Genomic DNA, 16,781 nt, shown 5'->3' on the forward strand with positions numbered 1-16,781 from the left:
ACTGCTCGGAGCATACACAAGCAATTGCCCGGACCAAACTGCTGCTGATCAATGAATCGCCAAATTTTTCAGTCGCCGACGTCCCCTGAAAACGCTGAAGGCAAGCCCGGCCAACAGCCGCAGACGATGACCGACCAGTCGTCCTTCACATAACTTTCATCGGTTAAAGCGAAGCGGAGTTTGCCCGGTGTGTCGCGGCCCCCTAGAATGCCCTGATGCGCGATGATCTCTCCCTTCTGCTGAACTCCCTCAACGATGCCCAACGCCAGGCCGTAGCGGCCCCCGTGGGTCGTCAGTTGGTCCTGGCCGGTGCTGGTTCCGGTAAAACCCGAGTGCTGGTGCACCGTATCGCCTGGTTGATCCAGGTCGAAAACGCCTCGCCCCACTCCATCCTGTCGGTGACCTTCACCAACAAGGCTGCTGCGGAGATGCGCCAGCGCATCGAGCAGTTGATGGGTATCAACCCGGCCGGCATGTGGGTCGGCACTTTCCACGGTCTGGCGCACCGCCTGTTGCGGGCGCACTGGCAGGAAGCGGGCTTAAGCCAGACTTTCCAGATTCTCGACAGTGACGACCAGCAACGGCTGGTCAAGCGGGTGATCCGCGAACTCGGCCTGGACGAACAGCGCTGGCCGGCCCGTCAAGCCCAATGGTTCATCAACGGGCAGAAAGACGAAGGCCTGCGTCCGCAACACATCCAGGCCAGTGGCGACCTGTTCCTGGCGACCATGCGCGGCATCTATGAAGCCTACGAGGCCGCCTGCCTGCGTGCGGGCGTCATCGACTTCTCCGAATTGCTGCTGCGCGCCCTCGATCTGTGGCGCGATCACCCAGGCCTGCTCGCTCATTATCAAAAACGCTTCCGGCACATCCTGGTGGACGAGTTCCAGGACACCAACGCCGTGCAATACGCCTGGTTGCGCCTGCTGGCCAAGGGTGGCGACAGCCTGATGGTGGTGGGCGACGACGACCAGTCGATCTACGGCTGGCGCGGCGCGAAAATCGAGAACATCTACCAGTACTCCGAAGACTTCCCGGACGCCGAGACCATTCGCCTGGAGCAAAACTATCGCTCCACCGCCGGCATCCTGAAGGCTGCCAACGCCTTGATCGCCAATAACACCGGGCGCCTGGGCAAAGAGCTGTGGACGGACGGCGGCGACGGCGAAGCGATCAACCTGTACGCCGCCTTCAACGAACACGACGAAGCACGCTACGTTGTCGAAACCATCGAAAGCGCGCTGAAAACCGGCTTGTCTCGCAGTGATATCGCGATTCTGTACCGCTCCAACGCCCAGTCGCGGGTTCTGGAAGAGGCTTTGCTGCGCGAGCGCATTCCCTACCGTATCTATGGCGGCCAGCGCTTCTTCGAACGCGCTGAAATCAAAAACGCCATGGCTTACCTGCGACTGCTCGAAGGGCGGGGCAACGACGCCGCGCTGGAACGGGTCATCAACGTGCCGGCACGTGGCATCGGCGAGAAAACCGTCGAAGCGATCCGCGACCATGCGCGCCACAGCGATGTGTCGATGTGGGAAGCGATGCGCCAACTGGTGGCCAACAAAGGCCTGACCGGTCGTGCGGCCGGCGCTCTGGGCGCGTTTATCGAGCTGATCGAGAACCTCGCCGCCAAGTGCATGGAAATGCCACTGCACCTGATGACCCAGACCGTCATCGAGCAGTCGGGGCTGATCGCCTATCACGAAGCGGAAAAAGGCGAGAAAGGCCAGGCCCGGGTAGAAAACCTTGAAGAACTGGTCAGCGCCGCGCGCAACTTCGAAAACAGCGAAGAGGACGAAGACCTGACGCCATTGGCAGCGTTCCTTGGTCATGCGTCGCTGGAAGCCGGCGATACCCAGGCCGACGAGCACGAAGACAGCATTCAACTGATGACCCTGCACAGCGCCAAGGGCCTGGAATTCCCTTACGTGTTCCTGGTGGGCATGGAAGAAGGCCTGTTCCCGCACAAGATGAGCCTGGAAGAACCCGGCCGCCTTGAGGAAGAGCGTCGTCTGGCCTATGTAGGCATCACCCGGGCCATGCAGAATCTGGTGATGACCTACGCAGAAACCCGACGCCTTTATGGCAGCGAGACCTACAACAAGGTGTCGCGCTTCGTACGCGAAGTTCCGAAAGGTCTGATTCAGGAAGTGCGGCTGTCCAATAGCGTCAGCCGTCCGTTCGGTGGCAACCAGTCGATGAGTGGCAGCAACCTGTTCAGCGGTAGCGAGATTCCGCAGACCGGCTTCAGCCTGGGTCAGACTGTGCGCCACTCGATCTTCGGTGACGGCGTGATCCTCAACTTCGAAGGGGCCGGGGCCCAGGCCCGGGTGCAGGTTAACTTCAGCGAAGGCAGCAAGTGGCTGATGTTGGGTTATGCCAAGCTGGAAGCCATTTAAGGACACGCTGGATGCTTTTCTGTGGGTTTATCTGACCAAAGGCGTTAGAACATGGGCTCAGGCTTTTTTTCTTCCTGGACATTCTGGGCCCTGTTATCGGCGGCGTTCGCAGCAATGACCGCCATTTTCGCGAAAGTCGGCATTGAAAACGTCAATTCCGACTTCGCCACCCTGCTGCGTACAATCGTGGTGTTGGTCAGCCTGGCCTTGATTTTGTACGCCACGGGCCAATATCAGTCATTGGGATCGATCTCTGCGAAGAGTTACCTGTTCCTGTTGTTGTCGGGCCTGGCCACGGGTGCATCGTGGATCTGCTATTTCCGTGCGCTCAAGGTCGGTCCGGCCTCACTGGTCGCTCCGGTGGACAAACTCAGCGTGGTGCTGGTCGCCATACTGGGCGTGGTTCTACTGGGAGAAAAACTCGACCTGCGCCAATGGGGCGGAATCGGTCTGATCACGGCCGGGGTCGTCATGCTGGCGCTGCGACGCTAGGTAAACGTCCTACGAAACCTATCCACTCATCTGACATATCAAAGTCAAAAGGCCCTATTGCGCTGACTGAAGCTGAACACGACCTGTCAGGCAAAAGCCCGAAACACTCTGCCGCTAGCCAGTAACACTTCAGCTGTGCAACATGGCGCGCGTGCCTTCCACAAATGGGAATTCCCTTTATGAAACGTTTTCTTAGCATCGCCATGGCGTTGTGCATCGGCCTGACGATGAGTCTCGACGTCAATGCCGCCAAGCGCTTCGGTGGTGGCAAAAGCGCAGGCGCTGCGCCGACGCACCAGACCAGCCAGATGGCTCCTTCTTCTCCAGGCATGGGCGGCGCCGCGGCGACCGCTGGTGCTGCCGGTGCCGCTGGCGCCGCTGCCAAGGCCGGTGGCGCTTCGCGCTGGCTCGGCCCTCTGGCCGGTATCGCCGCCGGTGGCCTGCTGGCATCCATGTTCATGGGTGGCGGCTTCCAGGGCATGCAGATCTTCGACATCCTGATCATGGCCGTCATCGCGTTCCTGATCTTCCGCTTTATCGCCGCCCGTCGTCGCAAGCAGCAGGAGCACTACGCTCCGGCCGGCCATGCACCGATGCAGCGTGAAGCGTTCGAACAAAAACCTGCCGGCGGTTCGATCTTCGGTGGCTCGGCCGCACCCGTTGCCGCCCGTCCGGCGATCAATGCTCCAGCCTGGTTCAACGAAAGGACCTTCGTCGAAGCGGCACGTAATCACTTCCAGTCCCTGCAACAGCACTGGGACGCCAACGAAATGGACAAGATCGCCGAGTTCGTCACTCCGCAAATGCTGGAGTTCCTCAAGCGCGAACGTGCCGACCTGGGCGACGGTTTCCAGTCCACCTACATTGATAACCTCAATGTACAGCTGGACGGTGTGGACGATCGCGCCGACAAGACCATCGCCACCCTGACCTTCACTGGCGTGTCGAAAACCTCGCGTTTCGACCAGGGCGAAGTCTTCAGCGAAAGCTGGAACATGGAACGCGCCCAGGGCGAAAACCAGCCTTGGCTGGTGGCCGGTATCCGCCAGAACGGCTGATCACCTCCAGCGTTTCATTTGTTGTAAACAAAACCCCAGCCCCGGCTGGGGTTTTCTATTTCGCGGTTGCATCTATAGCGAGCTACTGTATAAACCGCCCCATATAAACCGCGCCATACAAGCAAGAGGATCCCGGACGTGGAAGAAATCATCGAACAACTGCGTGAAGCCAACGAACCGGTACCGGTCCCCTTGGAGTTGCCCGACGAAGATCAACTGGTAGAGGTCGAAGAAGAACTCTTCATCAACATTCCGTTCGTCTTCAAGGAATTCCTGCTGACCGTCAGCGATGTGGTTTACGGCAGCCTTGAACCCGTGACCGTCACTGACCCGCAATCGCATACCTACCTGCCTGATGTGGCCGCAAATGCCTGGGATGCTGGCGTACCACGCGATCTGATCCCTATCTGCCAGGACGGCGACAACTATTACTGCGTCGAAGAAGACGGCACGGTGGTGCTGTGGTCGGGCGAAGAAGAGCTGATCACCGAAGAGTCCTGGGAATCTGTATGGCACTGGGCGCGGGACGTCTGGCTGGAAAGCTGATCCAGCCAACGCTGCGGGGTGGTCAATGCCCGGACGACTCTTTGTGATTGTCGAGGGTTTCCAGCAACGCCACCTGCATCCGCGTGTGCACACGAATGAACCAGCGCCATAGCAGCGCCGCCACGGCGGCCGCGACCACGGCAATCAGTACCAGCAACTTGTTGGTCGGCAGAATACTGGCCGACAAGGCTGTCAGCAGCAAAAAGATCACCAGCAGCGACAGGAGCGGAATCACTTCGGCGATCACCCGGCGCACTCGCTGCGTGTGGCGCCCGGCCATCTCTGGCTTCACGCCCATTTCCGCCAGCAACATCGACAGTGCTTTGAGCTTGCGGTACGCCGCAATCAAAAAAGGCAGCGACAACAACAGCGCCCCACCCCAGATCAAGGCTTTCTGCCAGCTCGGGTCGCTGATCCAGCCTTGCAGGTAAACCGACATGCGCTCGGCGAAGAACGCACCCGATAAGAAGATCGCGATCACCAATGCCAGGTTAACCCCAACCTGCAGCAGAATTCTTCTGATCATCGCCGCCAGCAACGCCCCCTCACCCTGAGGCTGGATGCTGCGCAGCCATTCGCCGTACATCCCCAACACCCGCCCCAGGCGTTCCGGCATGGCGCCGGCGAGCTTGATAGACAACGGATCAGCCGCGCGGATCAGATAAGGCGTCAGTAAGGTCGTGATCACCGAAACCGCCACTGCCACGGGGTATAAAAAATTGCTGGTGACCTGCAACGTCATGCCGAGTGCCGCAATGATGAAAGAGAATTCGCCAATCTGTGAAAGACCCATCCCGACTCGCAGCGAGGTGCGTCCGTCATTGCCGGCGATAAACGCACCAAGGCCGCAGGACAACATCTTGCCGAGCACCACAGCTACGGTGATCACAGCGATTGGCCAAGCGTATTGCAGCAGGATCGCCGGATCGAGCATCAGCCCGATGGCCACAAAGAAAATCGCACTGAAAAGATCGCGAACCGGTTCAATCAAGCGCTCGATTTTCAGCAATTGCCGGGATTCAGCCATGATCGCGCCGATCAGGAACGCCCCGAGGACCATGCTGTATTCAAGCTTGACCACCAACAGGCAAAAGCCAAAACACAGGCCCAGCACGGTAATCAGCAGCATTTCGTTGCTCTCGAACCTGGCCACGTAGGCCAGCAATCGCGGCACCATCAGAATGCCGATGACCAACGCGACGATCATGAACAGCGACAGTTTGCCGACGGTAGAAAACACTTCGCCGGAGCTGACCGTACCGCTGACGGCGATGCTGGACAGCAACGCGATGATGCCGATGCCCAGAATGTCTTCGACGATCAGCACGCCGAATATCAGCTGTGCAAATCGCTCGTTCTTCAACTTCAGGTCGTTGAGCGCCTTGACGATGATAGTGGTCGAGGAAATCGCCAGGATCGCGCCGAGGAACAGTGAATCCATGGTGTTCCACTCGAACCAGCGACCGATCTCGTAGCCGATCCAGATCATCAACACGATTTCCAGGAACGCCGCGATGAATGCCGTGGCACCGACCTTGAACAACTTGCGCAGGCTGAACTCCAGGCCCAGGCAGAACATCAGGAATATCACGCCGAGTTCGGCCAGTGTCTTGATGGTTTGTTCGTCATGGATCAGGCCGAATGGCGGGGTGTGCGGGCCAATGATGAAACCGGCGACGATGTATCCCAGCACCACCGGTTGTTTCAGGCGATGGAAAACCACGGTTACCACACCTGCGATCAACATGATCACTGCCAGATCCTGAATGAAACTGATGGCATGCATGGCGTGAGACTCCCTGGATGGCATTGCTCGATCCCCGGGCGCAGGAAAAGTCTGATCGAGCAGAGCAAAAATCTGGATTGCGTGTAGGAAACGCCCTTGAGGTAGAGCTTTTTGCAGGGTAACACCGCGACTTCTGGCAGAAAGGCGGTGCAATATATGGAAACAGATCGATCCGGCGTGACGGCGACTCCGCACCCGGCGTCCCGATAACTGTTGGTTTGAAAAAACCGCTGAGGCACCCACAGAGGTGCAATCCTCAAACCTGGCCTTGACCCGTGAGAATGCTATGGAACCCGGAAACGCCCAGCTGTCGATGACGGTATTGATGACCCCTGACATGGCCAACTTCTCTGGCAATGTTCACGGCGGCACCCTGCTCAAATACCTCGACGAAGTGGCCTACGCCTGCGCCAGCCGTTATGCCGGCCGCTATGTGGTGACCCTGTCGGTGGACCAGGTCATTTTCCGTGAGCCGATCCATGTCGGCGAACTGGTGACCTTCCTCGCCTCGGTCAACTACACCGGCAACACCTCCATGGAGGTGGGCATCAAAGTGGTGACCGAGAACATCCGCGAGCGCTCGGTGCGTCACACCAACAGCTGCTTCTTCACCATGGTTGCGGTGGATGACCAGCGTAAACCTGCATCGGTACCGCCGCTGCAACCGCAGAACAGCGAAGACAAGCGCCGCTATATGCAGGCCCAGCAGCGCCGGCAGATTCGTCAGGAACTGGAAAAGCGCTATCAGGAAATCAAGGGCGACGCCTGAACCCTGTCGCAGCTCCAGTCCCCTTCGCGAGCAGGCTCGCTCCCACAATTGATTTTCAGTGGACACAAATTCTGTGTACGACAAAGATCCAATGTGGGAGCGAGCCTGCTCGCGATCAGGGCAGCACGGGGTCAGAGGCTGATCGAGCTCGCTTCGAACCGCACCCGCGGATGGGCAATCCGGTCCTGGGCCCGAACCAGTTCCAACTCGTAGCTGGCACACGCCTGGGTTTCCAGCAGCACTTCATGCACCGCCGATGCCGCGAACTCGAACGCGGCTACCAGACTGTCTCCCAGCAGCACACGCGCCAGGAACAACCCGGACGTCAGGTCGCCCACACCTACCGGTTGACGCGGAAAAGCCAGCAACGGGCGCTGCAAATGCCAGCTGCCTTCGGTCGTCACCAGCAGCATTTCGAAGACCTCTGCCGGTTTACCGGGGTAGTCCAGATGCTTGACCAGCACCGCTTTCGGGCCGCGTGCCAACAAAACGCGCGCCATTGCCAGGCAATCGAACAGCGATTGCGGCTTGCGCCCGGAGAAGCTGTCCAGCTCCAGCTGGTTCGGGCACATGAAGTCCGCCACGGCGGCGGCCTCTTCCAACAGAAAATCACCGACTTCCGCCGGAACACTGCAACCCTTCTCAGGATGCCCCATGACCGGGTCACACAGGTACAGCGCCTTGGGGTTCATCGACTTGATCCGCGCCACTCCTGTCAGGATCGCCCGGCCCTGGGCCGCACTGCCGAGGTAACCGGAGAGCACCGCATCGCAGTTGCCCAACTCGCCAATCGCCGCAATGCCTTCGACCAGGTCCGGAATCTGGTGCGGCGCCAGCACTTCACCGGCCCACTGACCGTACTGGGTGTGATTGGAGAATTGCACGGTGTTGAGCGGCCAGACATTCACCCCGACCCGTTGCATCGGGAAAACCGCGGCACTGTTGCCGGCGTGACCAAATACCACGTGGGACTGGATAGCGAGCAAATGCGGAGTACGTTTCATGCGGTGGATTTCCGTAAAACGATTGAAATTCTAGCCGCGCAGTATGCGACTAAACGCAGCCTGTACGACAGACCAGCGACACAGTTAAGCTGACACTATCTTGTTGGAGCACCCTGTTGATGCTGACTCTTGGAAATATATTCGTGCTGATGCTTTTCGCCACTGCCGGCGCATGGCTTTGGCACAACCACGGCTTGCGCGAGCGCGCGCTGGAGCGGGTCAAGCAGCACTGCAGCAAGCTCGGGATCGAATTGCTGGACGGCAACGTGGCCTTGAAAAGAATAGCGTTCATCAAGGATGCCCGTGGTCGGCGACGTTTGGCCCGTGTGTACAACTTCGAATTCACCGTGACCGGTGAAACCCGTCACAACGGCACCATCACCCAGTTCGGCGCCCACAGCGCACAAATCGAGCTGGCGCCATACCCTGCTCCATTCGACGAAACCGAACCTGTGGTCGAGGTGGTGAAGCCTCGCGCTGAAGTGATCGAGCTGAGCCAGTGGCGTCAGGACCATACCAAGTGGCGACCTTGAGCCATTAACCCGGTCCGGATCGGCACGCTGCCAGCTCACTCTGCAGTTGTTCTGCATTTTGCGGCTCGCTGAAAATCAGCTCGATACGCGAATCCTGCCGCCATTCACTGGGCCGCCAGTCCAGCACCGAGTTATCCACCGCATTCACCGATACCCACCCCTGACCACTGTGGATAACCAGCTTCGCCCGCTGCCAGCCAAGGCTTTCCAGCCAGCGGCAGATCAGAGCGGTATCAAACACCTGGCTTGAGTGCCAACGCCAACCGATACTCCAGCCACCGTCCTGTTCCTGACTCAAGCAGATGGGCAACGCGTGATCGGCCCAGACAGCCGGTATCTGCGCCAATCCCTTGGGCACGATGAAGTTATCCACACCTTCCAGCGCCTTGGCTTTCAACCCCGGCAACTCGCTCAAAGGTAAAACCGCCTGTTGCGTCCAGTGCAGAGGGGTCGGCGGCAATTGCCCGGCGATTCGCTGGCGACTTTCTTCTTCGAGACCTTCAGATTTGTTCAGCAGTAACAATCCCGCATGGCTCAGCGCTTGCTGTTGCGCCTGCGGCAGCGGTTTGCCAGCGGCCAGCGACTGGGCGTCCAGCACCAGTACACAAGGCTGAACAGCCAACACGCCTAGCCACGGCGCTTCGCTCAACTGCCTCAGCAACTGTGCCGGATGCCCCAGCCCTGAGGGTTCGATGAACAGCCGATCCGGTTGTGCCTTGCGCAACAATCGCCCGAGACCAATCTGGAACGGTGCACCGTTGACGCAACACAGGCAGCCTCCGGCCACTTCACCCAGTGCGATACCATCGGCGTCTCGGGTCAGGAGCGCAGCGTCGAGACCGATCTGGCCGAACTCGTTGATCAACACCGCCCAGCGCTCGCCAGCCGGGCGCTGGGCCAACAGGTGCTTGATCAGGCTGGTCTTGCCGGCGCCCAACGGGCCGGCAATGACATGAGTGGGGATATTCTGCAGCATGGTCGATGATTTCTGAGGAGGTGATGGATGCGGTTGATTGGCTTGTCGTTGCTCCTAGCACTCGTTTCAGGCGAGGCGCTAGCCCAGGCTTGCGTGGTTCACAGCCAGGCCGAACGACTTGATGTCCAGGTTTGCCAGCAGAACCGCAATATCCCGCCAAAACTCTTCGCCGACGGCTTCTGCCAGCCTAACCTGGCCGGGCAGAAAGTCGAGGTCCGGTATGTCGATCAATGCCCCGGCGGCGCATTTGGTATCTGCAGCAATGCCCAAGTCGCCAATATGCCCTACCGCCAGGATATTCACTATTACGGCGTTGCCACTGACGTGGCGTATCTGCAGCCGTACTGCGAGACTCAGAGCCAGGGCACCTGGCTCAAGCCTTGAAGCGCCAATAGAGGATCAGGCAGCCTCTTCGTACCAGGGGCCGAATGGATCAGGCAGCAAACGCCAGCCCTCGACCCCCAGCGCCATTTCCTCATCGGTCAGCAGGCAGGCGTCCAGTTCGGCCGTGAGCTGCGTGAAGTCGATGTTCTGGCCGATGAATACCAGTTCCTGGCGACAGTCCCCGCTGTCGTCGGACCAGTTTTTCATGATCCCGGTGGTACTTTCCGCGTCTTGCGGCCATTGGCTTTTCGGCACGAAACGCCACCAGCGCCCGGCAAAACCATAGCGCATCAATCCACCGGCCTGGGACCAGCTGCCGGCGTCCATGTGTTTGCTCGCCAGCCAGAAAAAGCCCTTGGAGCGCAGCAGTTTGCCGTTGTCCCAGGAGCCGTCGATGACGTTGAAGAAACGCTGTGGATGGAACGGCCGCCGAGCCCGATAAGCGCTGGATGCAATGCCGTATTCTTCGGTTTCCGGCACGTGTTCGCCACGCAGTTCCTGCAACCATCCCGGTGCCTGGGCCGCCTTTTCGAAGTCAAAACGACCGGTGTTGAGAATTTTGTTCAAAGGGATTTCGCCCATCGCCATCGGAATGATTTCCGCCCGGGCGTTGAGCCGTTCAAGTATGGCGACCAGTTCCTCGCGTTGGTGACGGCTGATCAAGTCGATCTTACTGAGCAAAATCACATCGGCGAACTCGACCTGCTCAATCAGCAGATCGGTAATCGAACGCTCGTCTTCCTCACCAAGCGTTTCGCCTCGGGAAGCCAGGCTTTCAGCAGCCTGGTAATCGAGCAGGAAGTTCATGCCGTCGACCACCGTGACCATGGTGTCCAGACGTGCGATGTCGTTGAGGCTCTGGCCGCTTTCATCGCGGAAGGTGAAGGTTTCCGCCACCGGCAGCGGCTCGGAAATACCGGTGGACTCGATCAGCAGATAGTCGAAGCGACCCTCACTGGCGAGCTGGCTCACTTCCTCCAGCAAGTCTTCACGTAACGTACAGCAAATACACCCGTTACTCATTTCCACCAACCGTTCTTCAGCCCGATTAAGGCTGACATCGCGCTGGACTTCGGTGCCATCGACGTTGATTTCGCTCATATCATTGACGATAACTGCAACACGCAAACCATCACGATTACGTAGTATGTAATTAAGAAGTGTACTTTTTCCGGCACCAAGAAAGCCGGAGAGAACGGTCACGGGGAGTCGATTGGACATCTGCATATTCCTCACAGGGATACCCGGTCGCTGTGTCGGGCTTCCATTATGTTATACTGTAACACTGCAAACAAACCATCCCCTATTGCTCAGCAGGGCAAAGAACAGGATGCTGAATGCGTTCCCCTCCTGAGAAACCCCATGCGCAACACCCTGAAATCTGCATTGATAATGCTGTCCCTGCTGGTTGCTGCCGATGCGGTGGCCCAGGTCCCGAGCCTGGCAAGGTGTACCCGCAGCGCCAACCTGCTGGCGTGCGTGGACGCAGATGGCAACGCCTACAGCGTCAATACCGCCGCAAGCACGATCTATCTGCGGGGGTTCGAAACGGCCGGCAAACGCTATTGGGCGCAGACCAACAGCCGCTACGGCCAGCTTACGTTCTTCACCGGCATCGCTTCCGATGGCGAGGCTTGGGTTGGCTACAACCAGCGCGTCGGCTGGACCACGATCAACCGGTTTTCCAGCTCCGGCGGCAGCAGCGCCAAGTTCACCTGCAGCCGGATCACTGGCTGTTAGGCCTGCCTGTTCCACGCTTTACTGATGCAGCGTGGTGATACCCACCAGGCTACCAAGCAAGGTACTGCCCTGGGCCAACTGACCGAGATCACAGCTGAGGCTGGCGCCACTGAGGTCGATGAAGGCCTGTTCATGAAAAAGGCATCGTCGATTTTAATGTTATGATATAACATCTGCAATCAACTTCACGATGGACCTGCTCATGAATGCGCTGACTCTGCCGGATATCGCCGCGCAGGCATCACGCCAAGCCCTGCCACTGGAGTGGGTGGGCATGTGCGGCATTGCTCTTCCTGTTTTGTTTGATGGCCAGCGACTGAATGCAACGGCCGATGCCGGCGTGAGCCTCGACGATGGCAATGCGCGCGGCATTCACATGTCGCGGCTCTATCTGGCGCTTGAGTTGCTGGAGCAGGAAAGCCTTTCACCGGCCTTATTGCACCGGGTTTTGCAGCGTTTTCTTGAGAGCCATGAAGGGCTGTCCAGCAGTGCTCACTTAACCATTCACGCCGATGTGTTGCTGAAAAGGCCGGCGCTGATCAGCCCATTGGCGGGCTGGAAAAGCTATCCGGTGAGCATCGAAGCACGTTTGAAAAACGCGATGTTCCACGTGGAACTAAAAATCGACCTGCCTTATTCCTCAACCTGTCCGTGTTCTGCGGCCCTTTCTCGACAGTTGATTCAGCAGCAATTCGTCGATGATTTCGCCAAAAAGTCGCTGCAACACGCCGACGTTTTAGCGTGGCTCGGCTCCACCAACGGCATCGTCGCCACACCCCACAGCCAACGCAGCAGCGCAAAATTGTGCGTACGGCTGGCTGATTTTCTGGATGAGTTGCCTCTGATCGCCGTCATCAACGACGCCGAAGCTGCACTCGGTACAGCCGTTCAAACAGCGGTAAAACGCGCCGACGAACAAGCCTTCGCCTTGGCCAACGGTCAGAACCTGATGTTCTGCGAAGACGCCGCACGCCGTTTGAATCTGGCCTTGAAGCGTTCCACAGGCATCAATGCCTTCCACATTCGTGTGATCCACGCCGAAAGCCTGCACGCCCATGACGCCGTAGCCGAAAGCCGATTCAACTGGGAGGCTGCATGATTGGTTGCGACGCCTTGCGCTGGGGCGCACCGGGACAGCCACTCACGCCGGCGCTGAACTTCGAACGACCAAAGGGCAGCCTGACCGCCATCATCGGTGCGAACGGGTCCGGTAAAAGCAGCCTGTTGAAGGTGATCGCTGGCCTGCAGAAACCCTTGGCCGGAAAGGTACGGCTGGATGTTCCACGCAGGGGCAGTGTGTCGTTCCTGCCTCAGCAACAACACCTGGACAGGCAATTCCCGATCAGCCTTCAGGCGTTGGTCGCCGCTGGTTTCTGGGGCAACAAACAATCGCCGGAAATCCGCAGCCAACGACTGAAAGCAGTCCTGGAAGACTGGTGCCTGAACGGCCTGGAAGATCGCCCCTTGATGGCCCTCTCCGGTGGTGAACTGCAACGCGCCCTGCTCGCCCGATTGAGCCTGACCGACGCGCCCTTGCTGTTGCTCGACGAACCCCACGCGGCCCTCGATGAACTCGGCCGGGCATTGCTCTGGAAGCACATACAACAGTGGCACCTCGAAGGCAGAACGCTGGTGGTCGTGTGCCATGACCTCGCCGCTGTCCGCGAGCACATCCCGCACACATTGCTGATCAAAAGCAGCGGTTGTGTATTCGGTCCGAGCGTCGAACTGATCCGCCAACAACCTCAATCGCAGGTGGCCTGATGACCGCTGCAGCGCATCTCTGGCAACCGTTTCACGAGTTCGTTTTCATGCGTCGGGCGCTGCTCGGTGGTTTGCTCCTGGCATGCAGCACGGCCCCCCTGGGCGTGTTTCTGATCCTCAGGCGCATGAGTCTGATCGGCGATGCCATCGCCCACGGCATCCTTCCCGGTGCTGCGCTGGGTTTCTGGTTTGCCGGTTTGACCCTCCCTGCGTTGACTATCGGAGGGCTCGGTGCCGGCCTGAGTATGGCGGGCCTCGCTGCCTGGATTACCCGACGCACCGGCTTGCGAGAGGACGCCAGCCTCGCAGCGATCTACCCGATTTCCCTTGCCAGTGGCGTACTGATTCTCGGCATTGCCGGCAAACGCCTGGACCTGTTGCACCTGCTGTTTGGCTCGGCGCTGGCGGTCGACGGCCCCACCTTGACCGGCATGCTTTGGGTCTCGGGCTTGAGTCTGATTGCCATGGCATTGATCTACAGACCGCTGCTGCTCGACACCCTCGACCCGCTGTTTCTGCAAACCGTCAGCCGACTCGGTCCACTGGCCCACGGCGTGTTCCTGACACTGGTGGTGTTGAATCTGGTCATCGGTTTCCAGGCGATCGGCGCATTGATGGTCGTCGGCTTGATGATGTTGCCTGCCGCTGCGGCGCGTTTCTGGAGTCGCCGCTTGCCGGTACTGATCGTCGTCGCCGCGTTGCTCGGCAGCCTCTCGGTGTGGCTCGGTCTGTTGGTCTCGTTCTACTACTCGCTGCCCAGTGGGCCGGCAATCGTGCTGGTCGCAGGCGCTGGGTATCTGTTGTCCGTGGTGTTCGGACCGGTGCACGGCTTGCTACGTCGCCCGCCTTTGCTCACATCCCAATGAGGTGTTATCCGATGCGCGCTTTACTCGTGCTGCTCAGCTTGATGGTGTCGATGTCGCTGTCTGCTGCCGAAAAACTTCAGGTGGTCACCAGCTTCAGCATCCTTGCCGACATGACTCATCAGGTTGGCAAGGACCATATCCAGATCACCAACATGGTCGGCCCGGACGCGGATGCCCACACGTACGAGCCGACACCGGACGACGCCAAAGCGCTGCTCAAAGCCAGGCTCATCATCAAGAACGGCCTGGGTTTCGAACCCTGGCTGGATCGCCTGGTGACCAGCACAGAGACCCAGGCGCCGGTCATCAGCGCGAGCCACGGTGTCATTCCGCGTAGCCTGGATGAAGACGGCGAAACCGTTCCCGACCCGCATGCCTGGCATAACCTGGCGAACACCGAGCTGTACATCGCCAACATCACCAAGGCGCTGATCGCCGCTGACCCGGCGAACAGCGCCGACTATGAACACAACAGCCAGGCGTACCTGAAACAGGTCTATGCCCTGCTCGCCGAAGCCAAGACCAAACTCGGCTCACTGCCACCGGGCAACCGCAAGATCGTAACGTCCCATGATGCCTTCGGTTATCTCGGCCAAGCCTACGGCATCGAGTTCATGGCGCCTCAAGGCCTGTCCACCGAGCGCGAACCTTCGGCCGCCGAGGTGGCCGCACTGATCACCCAGATTCGTCAGGCCAAGGTCAAGGCGGTGTTCATGGAAAACATCAAGGATGCGCGCCTGCTCAAGCAGATCGCCGATGAAAGCGGCGCGCAGATCGGCGGCACGCTGTATTCCGATGCCCTTGCCGCGAGCGGCCCGGCCAGCACCTACACCGGGTTGTTCGAGTACAACCTCAACACCCTGTACAACGCGTTGAGCAAGCCATGATCCGCAAGAACCCTTCCGGAGATTTGCCGCTGATTGCCGAGTCGGCCTACGTCGACAAGACGGCAATCATCTGCGGCAAAGTGGTGATCGGCGAGAACGTGTTCGTCGGCCCCTACGCGGTGATACGCGCTGACGAAGTCGACGACTCGGGCGACATGCAGCCGATCACCATCGGCGCCAACTCGAACATCCAGGACGGCGTGGTGATCCACTCCAAATCCGGTGCGGCGGTGACCATCGGCCAATTCAGTTCCATCGCCCACCGCTCGATCGTGCATGGCCCCTGCACCGTCGGCGATCGAGTGTTCATCGGCTTCAACAGCGTGCTGTTCAACTGCGTGGTCGGTGACGGTTGCGTGGTACGACACAACTCGGTAGTCGACGGGCGTGATCTGCCTGCAGCCTTCTACGTGCCTTCCACCACGCGGATCGGTCCCAACACCGACCTCTCGCAATACCCGCCGGTGAGCGTCAGTGCTTCGGAGTTTTCCGAAGACGTGGCGCGCACCAACGTCGATCTGGTGCGCGGCTACAAAGCCCTGCAAAACGAGTTCTGACCATGAGCAGCCTGCTGATTCGAAATGCCCGCGTTGCTGGAGCTGGTCGCGGAACAGATTTGGCCGATCACCACACTGGTAGCCAATACCAGCCATCGTGTCAGGACAATTTGCCTGGCACGACAAACGGCTTAATGACAGCACCCCTACGGTTTATGCGATATCGCTCGTTAGAAGCACCAGAGTACGCCGACCATGATCCAGATCACCCTGCCCGATGGTTCATTGCGTGAGTCCGACCAGCCACTGTCCGTGCATGAGGTGGCCGCCAGCATCGGCCCCGAACTGGCCAGCGCGGCCGTAGCGGGTAAAGAACAGGCCGGGGATATAGACAGGCTGCGGGGACGCTTTCGCGAGCAGGCTCGCTCCCACATTGATTGTGTGTCGATCACCAATTTACTGTGGGCGCGAGCCTGCTCCGGGCGGCGATCCGACGAAGCTTTTAGGCTCTTGGCTTCACCGTGCCGCAATCCTGCCCCAACCAGACAGCACGGGATTCGAGGCTGCCTTTCTGCTGAATGCCGGTGGCGTTGAACGTTCCGTTGACCTTGGTGGTGAATTCGCGATCACTGACGAATGTCGCCACGCCCGCACCCTGGGCTCTCGGGCAGCTGAAGCGGAATTTCCACTGATTGCCGGAGCGGTCGGTGATTTCCTGCTTGCAGCCCGACTGCGGATCGGTCAGCGGAATGTTATCGGTCTTGACCTGCTCCTGGGTCAGGCACGCCCGGATCCCTTTGCCACCCATGGTGATGCCCTGTTTTTCCAGCATCGCGCGCTGCTCAGGGGTCATCTGGCTCTGAAGCTGACCCAGGATCAATTGCAGGTCCGGCATATTCTGCTCATCGACCTTCATGTTGCTCGTGGTCAGCTCCCACAATCCTGGTTGCAGCATCTGCGCGTGTGCCGCCACAGGAAGTGCCAACCCAAATGCCATGGCCAAACCCAGCAGACGAACGTTCATCGAGTAACTCCTGATCAGTAGTGGCCGTTAGACGTCAGCCGCGCGCTTCGGTTCAT

At 59.2% G+C, this 16,781-nt stretch carries 18 protein-coding genes and 1 pseudogene; 14 read left to right on the top strand and 5 right to left on the bottom strand.

The window, feature by feature from the left end; genetic code table 11:
• Positions 1 to 215 precede the first annotated feature (215 nt).
• From uvrD to ACEN8E_RS29265, 4 genes are all read left to right on the top strand, one after another.
• Positions 216 to 2,399 (top strand): DNA helicase II, encoded by a 2,184-nt coding sequence (gene uvrD / locus ACEN8E_RS29250; RefSeq protein WP_095964375.1) that lies wholly within the window; start codon positions 216 to 218, stop codon positions 2,397 to 2,399.
• A gap of 51 nt (positions 2,400 to 2,450) precedes the next feature.
• Positions 2,451 to 2,891 carry an EamA family transporter gene (locus tag ACEN8E_RS29255; protein WP_007989639.1) on the top strand — a complete coding sequence of 147 codons (441 nt, stop codon included), beginning with the start codon at positions 2,451 to 2,453 and terminating at the stop codon, positions 2,889 to 2,891.
• Positions 2,892 to 3,070: 179 nt separating this feature from the next.
• On the top strand, positions 3,071 to 3,949 hold the full coding sequence (locus tag ACEN8E_RS29260) for a Tim44 domain-containing protein (protein ID WP_495590814.1): 879 nt from the start codon (positions 3,071 to 3,073) through the stop codon (positions 3,947 to 3,949).
• Positions 3,950 to 4,087: 138 nt separating this feature from the next.
• Positions 4,088 to 4,495, top strand: a complete 408-nt coding sequence (locus ACEN8E_RS29265; RefSeq protein WP_007995855.1) for an SMI1/KNR4 family protein — start codon at positions 4,088 to 4,090, stop codon at positions 4,493 to 4,495.
• 22 nt (positions 4,496 to 4,517) lie between these two features.
• On the opposite strand, the gene ACEN8E_RS29270 is transcribed toward ACEN8E_RS29265, so the two are convergent.
• Complete coding sequence (locus ACEN8E_RS29270) at positions 4,518 to 6,281, bottom strand: cation:proton antiporter (RefSeq protein ID WP_495590815.1); 1,764 nt, start codon at positions 6,279 to 6,281, stop codon at positions 4,518 to 4,520.
• A 286-nt stretch (positions 6,282 to 6,567) separates the two neighbouring features.
• Here ACEN8E_RS29270 and ACEN8E_RS29275 point away from each other — a divergent pair, with 286 nt between their 5' ends.
• Positions 6,568 to 7,050, top strand: coding sequence for an acyl-CoA thioesterase (locus ACEN8E_RS29275; protein WP_007934430.1), 483 nt, complete (start codon positions 6,568 to 6,570; stop codon positions 7,048 to 7,050).
• A gap of 131 nt (positions 7,051 to 7,181) precedes the next feature.
• Here ACEN8E_RS29275 and pdxY read toward each other — a convergent pair whose 3' ends face one another.
• Complete coding sequence (gene pdxY, locus ACEN8E_RS29280) at positions 7,182 to 8,054, bottom strand: pyridoxal kinase PdxY (protein WP_495590816.1); 873 nt, start codon at positions 8,052 to 8,054, stop codon at positions 7,182 to 7,184.
• A gap of 119 nt (positions 8,055 to 8,173) precedes the next feature.
• Between pdxY and ACEN8E_RS29285 the strand changes: the two genes are divergently transcribed.
• Positions 8,174 to 8,587 carry a DUF3301 domain-containing protein gene (locus ACEN8E_RS29285; protein WP_495590817.1) on the top strand — a complete coding sequence of 138 codons (414 nt, stop codon included), beginning with the start codon at positions 8,174 to 8,176 and terminating at the stop codon, positions 8,585 to 8,587.
• Positions 8,588 to 8,591: 4 nt separating this feature from the next.
• Here the strand turns inward: ACEN8E_RS29285 and ACEN8E_RS29290 are convergent, their stop codons facing one another.
• Positions 8,592 to 9,563 (bottom strand): CobW family GTP-binding protein, encoded by a 972-nt coding sequence (locus ACEN8E_RS29290; RefSeq protein WP_495590818.1) that lies wholly within the window; start codon positions 9,561 to 9,563, stop codon positions 8,592 to 8,594.
• Positions 9,564 to 9,590: 27 nt separating this feature from the next.
• On the opposite strand from ACEN8E_RS29290, the gene ACEN8E_RS29295 reads away from it, so the two are divergent.
• Complete coding sequence (locus ACEN8E_RS29295) at positions 9,591 to 9,947, top strand: NADH:ubiquinone oxidoreductase (RefSeq protein WP_495590819.1); 357 nt, start codon at positions 9,591 to 9,593, stop codon at positions 9,945 to 9,947.
• A gap of 15 nt (positions 9,948 to 9,962) precedes the next feature.
• Here the strand turns inward: ACEN8E_RS29295 and zigA are convergent, their stop codons facing one another.
• On the bottom strand, positions 9,963 to 11,168 hold the full coding sequence (zigA, locus tag ACEN8E_RS29300) for a zinc metallochaperone GTPase ZigA (protein WP_495590820.1): 1,206 nt from the start codon (positions 11,166 to 11,168) through the stop codon (positions 9,963 to 9,965).
• Between the two features lie 141 nt (positions 11,169 to 11,309).
• Here zigA and ACEN8E_RS29305 point away from each other — a divergent pair, with 141 nt between their 5' ends.
• The 7 genes and pseudogenes from ACEN8E_RS29305 to ACEN8E_RS29335 form a co-directional block, all read left to right on the top strand.
• Positions 11,310 to 11,687, top strand: coding sequence for a glutamine synthetase (locus ACEN8E_RS29305; RefSeq protein WP_495590821.1), 378 nt, complete (start codon positions 11,310 to 11,312; stop codon positions 11,685 to 11,687).
• 202 nt (positions 11,688 to 11,889) lie between these two features.
• On the top strand, positions 11,890 to 12,786 hold the full coding sequence (gene folE2 / locus ACEN8E_RS29310; RefSeq protein WP_495590822.1) for a GTP cyclohydrolase FolE2: 897 nt from the start codon (positions 11,890 to 11,892) through the stop codon (positions 12,784 to 12,786).
• Positions 12,783 to 13,451: a metal ABC transporter ATP-binding protein gene (locus ACEN8E_RS29315; protein ID WP_495590823.1), complete on the top strand. Its 669-nt coding sequence runs from the start codon at positions 12,783 to 12,785 to the stop codon at positions 13,449 to 13,451. Before folE2 ends, ACEN8E_RS29315 begins: the two co-directional genes overlap by 4 nt.
• The gene (locus ACEN8E_RS29320) at positions 13,451 to 14,317 is read left to right on the top strand and encodes a metal ABC transporter permease (protein WP_495590824.1); all 867 of its coding nucleotides are present in this window, start codon (positions 13,451 to 13,453) and stop codon (positions 14,315 to 14,317) included. The genes ACEN8E_RS29315 and ACEN8E_RS29320 overlap by 1 nt, the downstream gene beginning before the upstream one ends.
• 11 nt (positions 14,318 to 14,328) lie before the next feature.
• Positions 14,329 to 15,204, top strand: a complete 876-nt coding sequence (locus ACEN8E_RS29325; RefSeq protein WP_495590825.1) for a metal ABC transporter substrate-binding protein — start codon at positions 14,329 to 14,331, stop codon at positions 15,202 to 15,204.
• The gene (locus tag ACEN8E_RS29330; protein ID WP_495590826.1) at positions 15,201 to 15,761 is read left to right on the top strand and encodes a gamma carbonic anhydrase family protein; all 561 of its coding nucleotides are present in this window, start codon (positions 15,201 to 15,203) and stop codon (positions 15,759 to 15,761) included. Before ACEN8E_RS29325 ends, ACEN8E_RS29330 begins: the two co-directional genes overlap by 4 nt.
• Positions 15,762 to 15,956: 195 nt before the next feature.
• Positions 15,957 to 16,073 (top strand): annotated as a pseudogene (locus tag ACEN8E_RS29335) (TGS domain-containing protein); the annotation flags it as partial.
• 130 nt (positions 16,074 to 16,203) lie between these two features.
• Here the strand turns inward: ACEN8E_RS29335 and ACEN8E_RS29340 are convergent.
• Positions 16,204 to 16,725 (bottom strand): DUF3617 domain-containing protein, encoded by a 522-nt coding sequence (locus ACEN8E_RS29340; RefSeq protein WP_495590827.1) that lies wholly within the window; start codon positions 16,723 to 16,725, stop codon positions 16,204 to 16,206.
• Positions 16,726 to 16,781 lie beyond the last annotated feature (56 nt).

The organism is Pseudomonas sp. Pseusp9 (genome assembly GCF_059491265.1).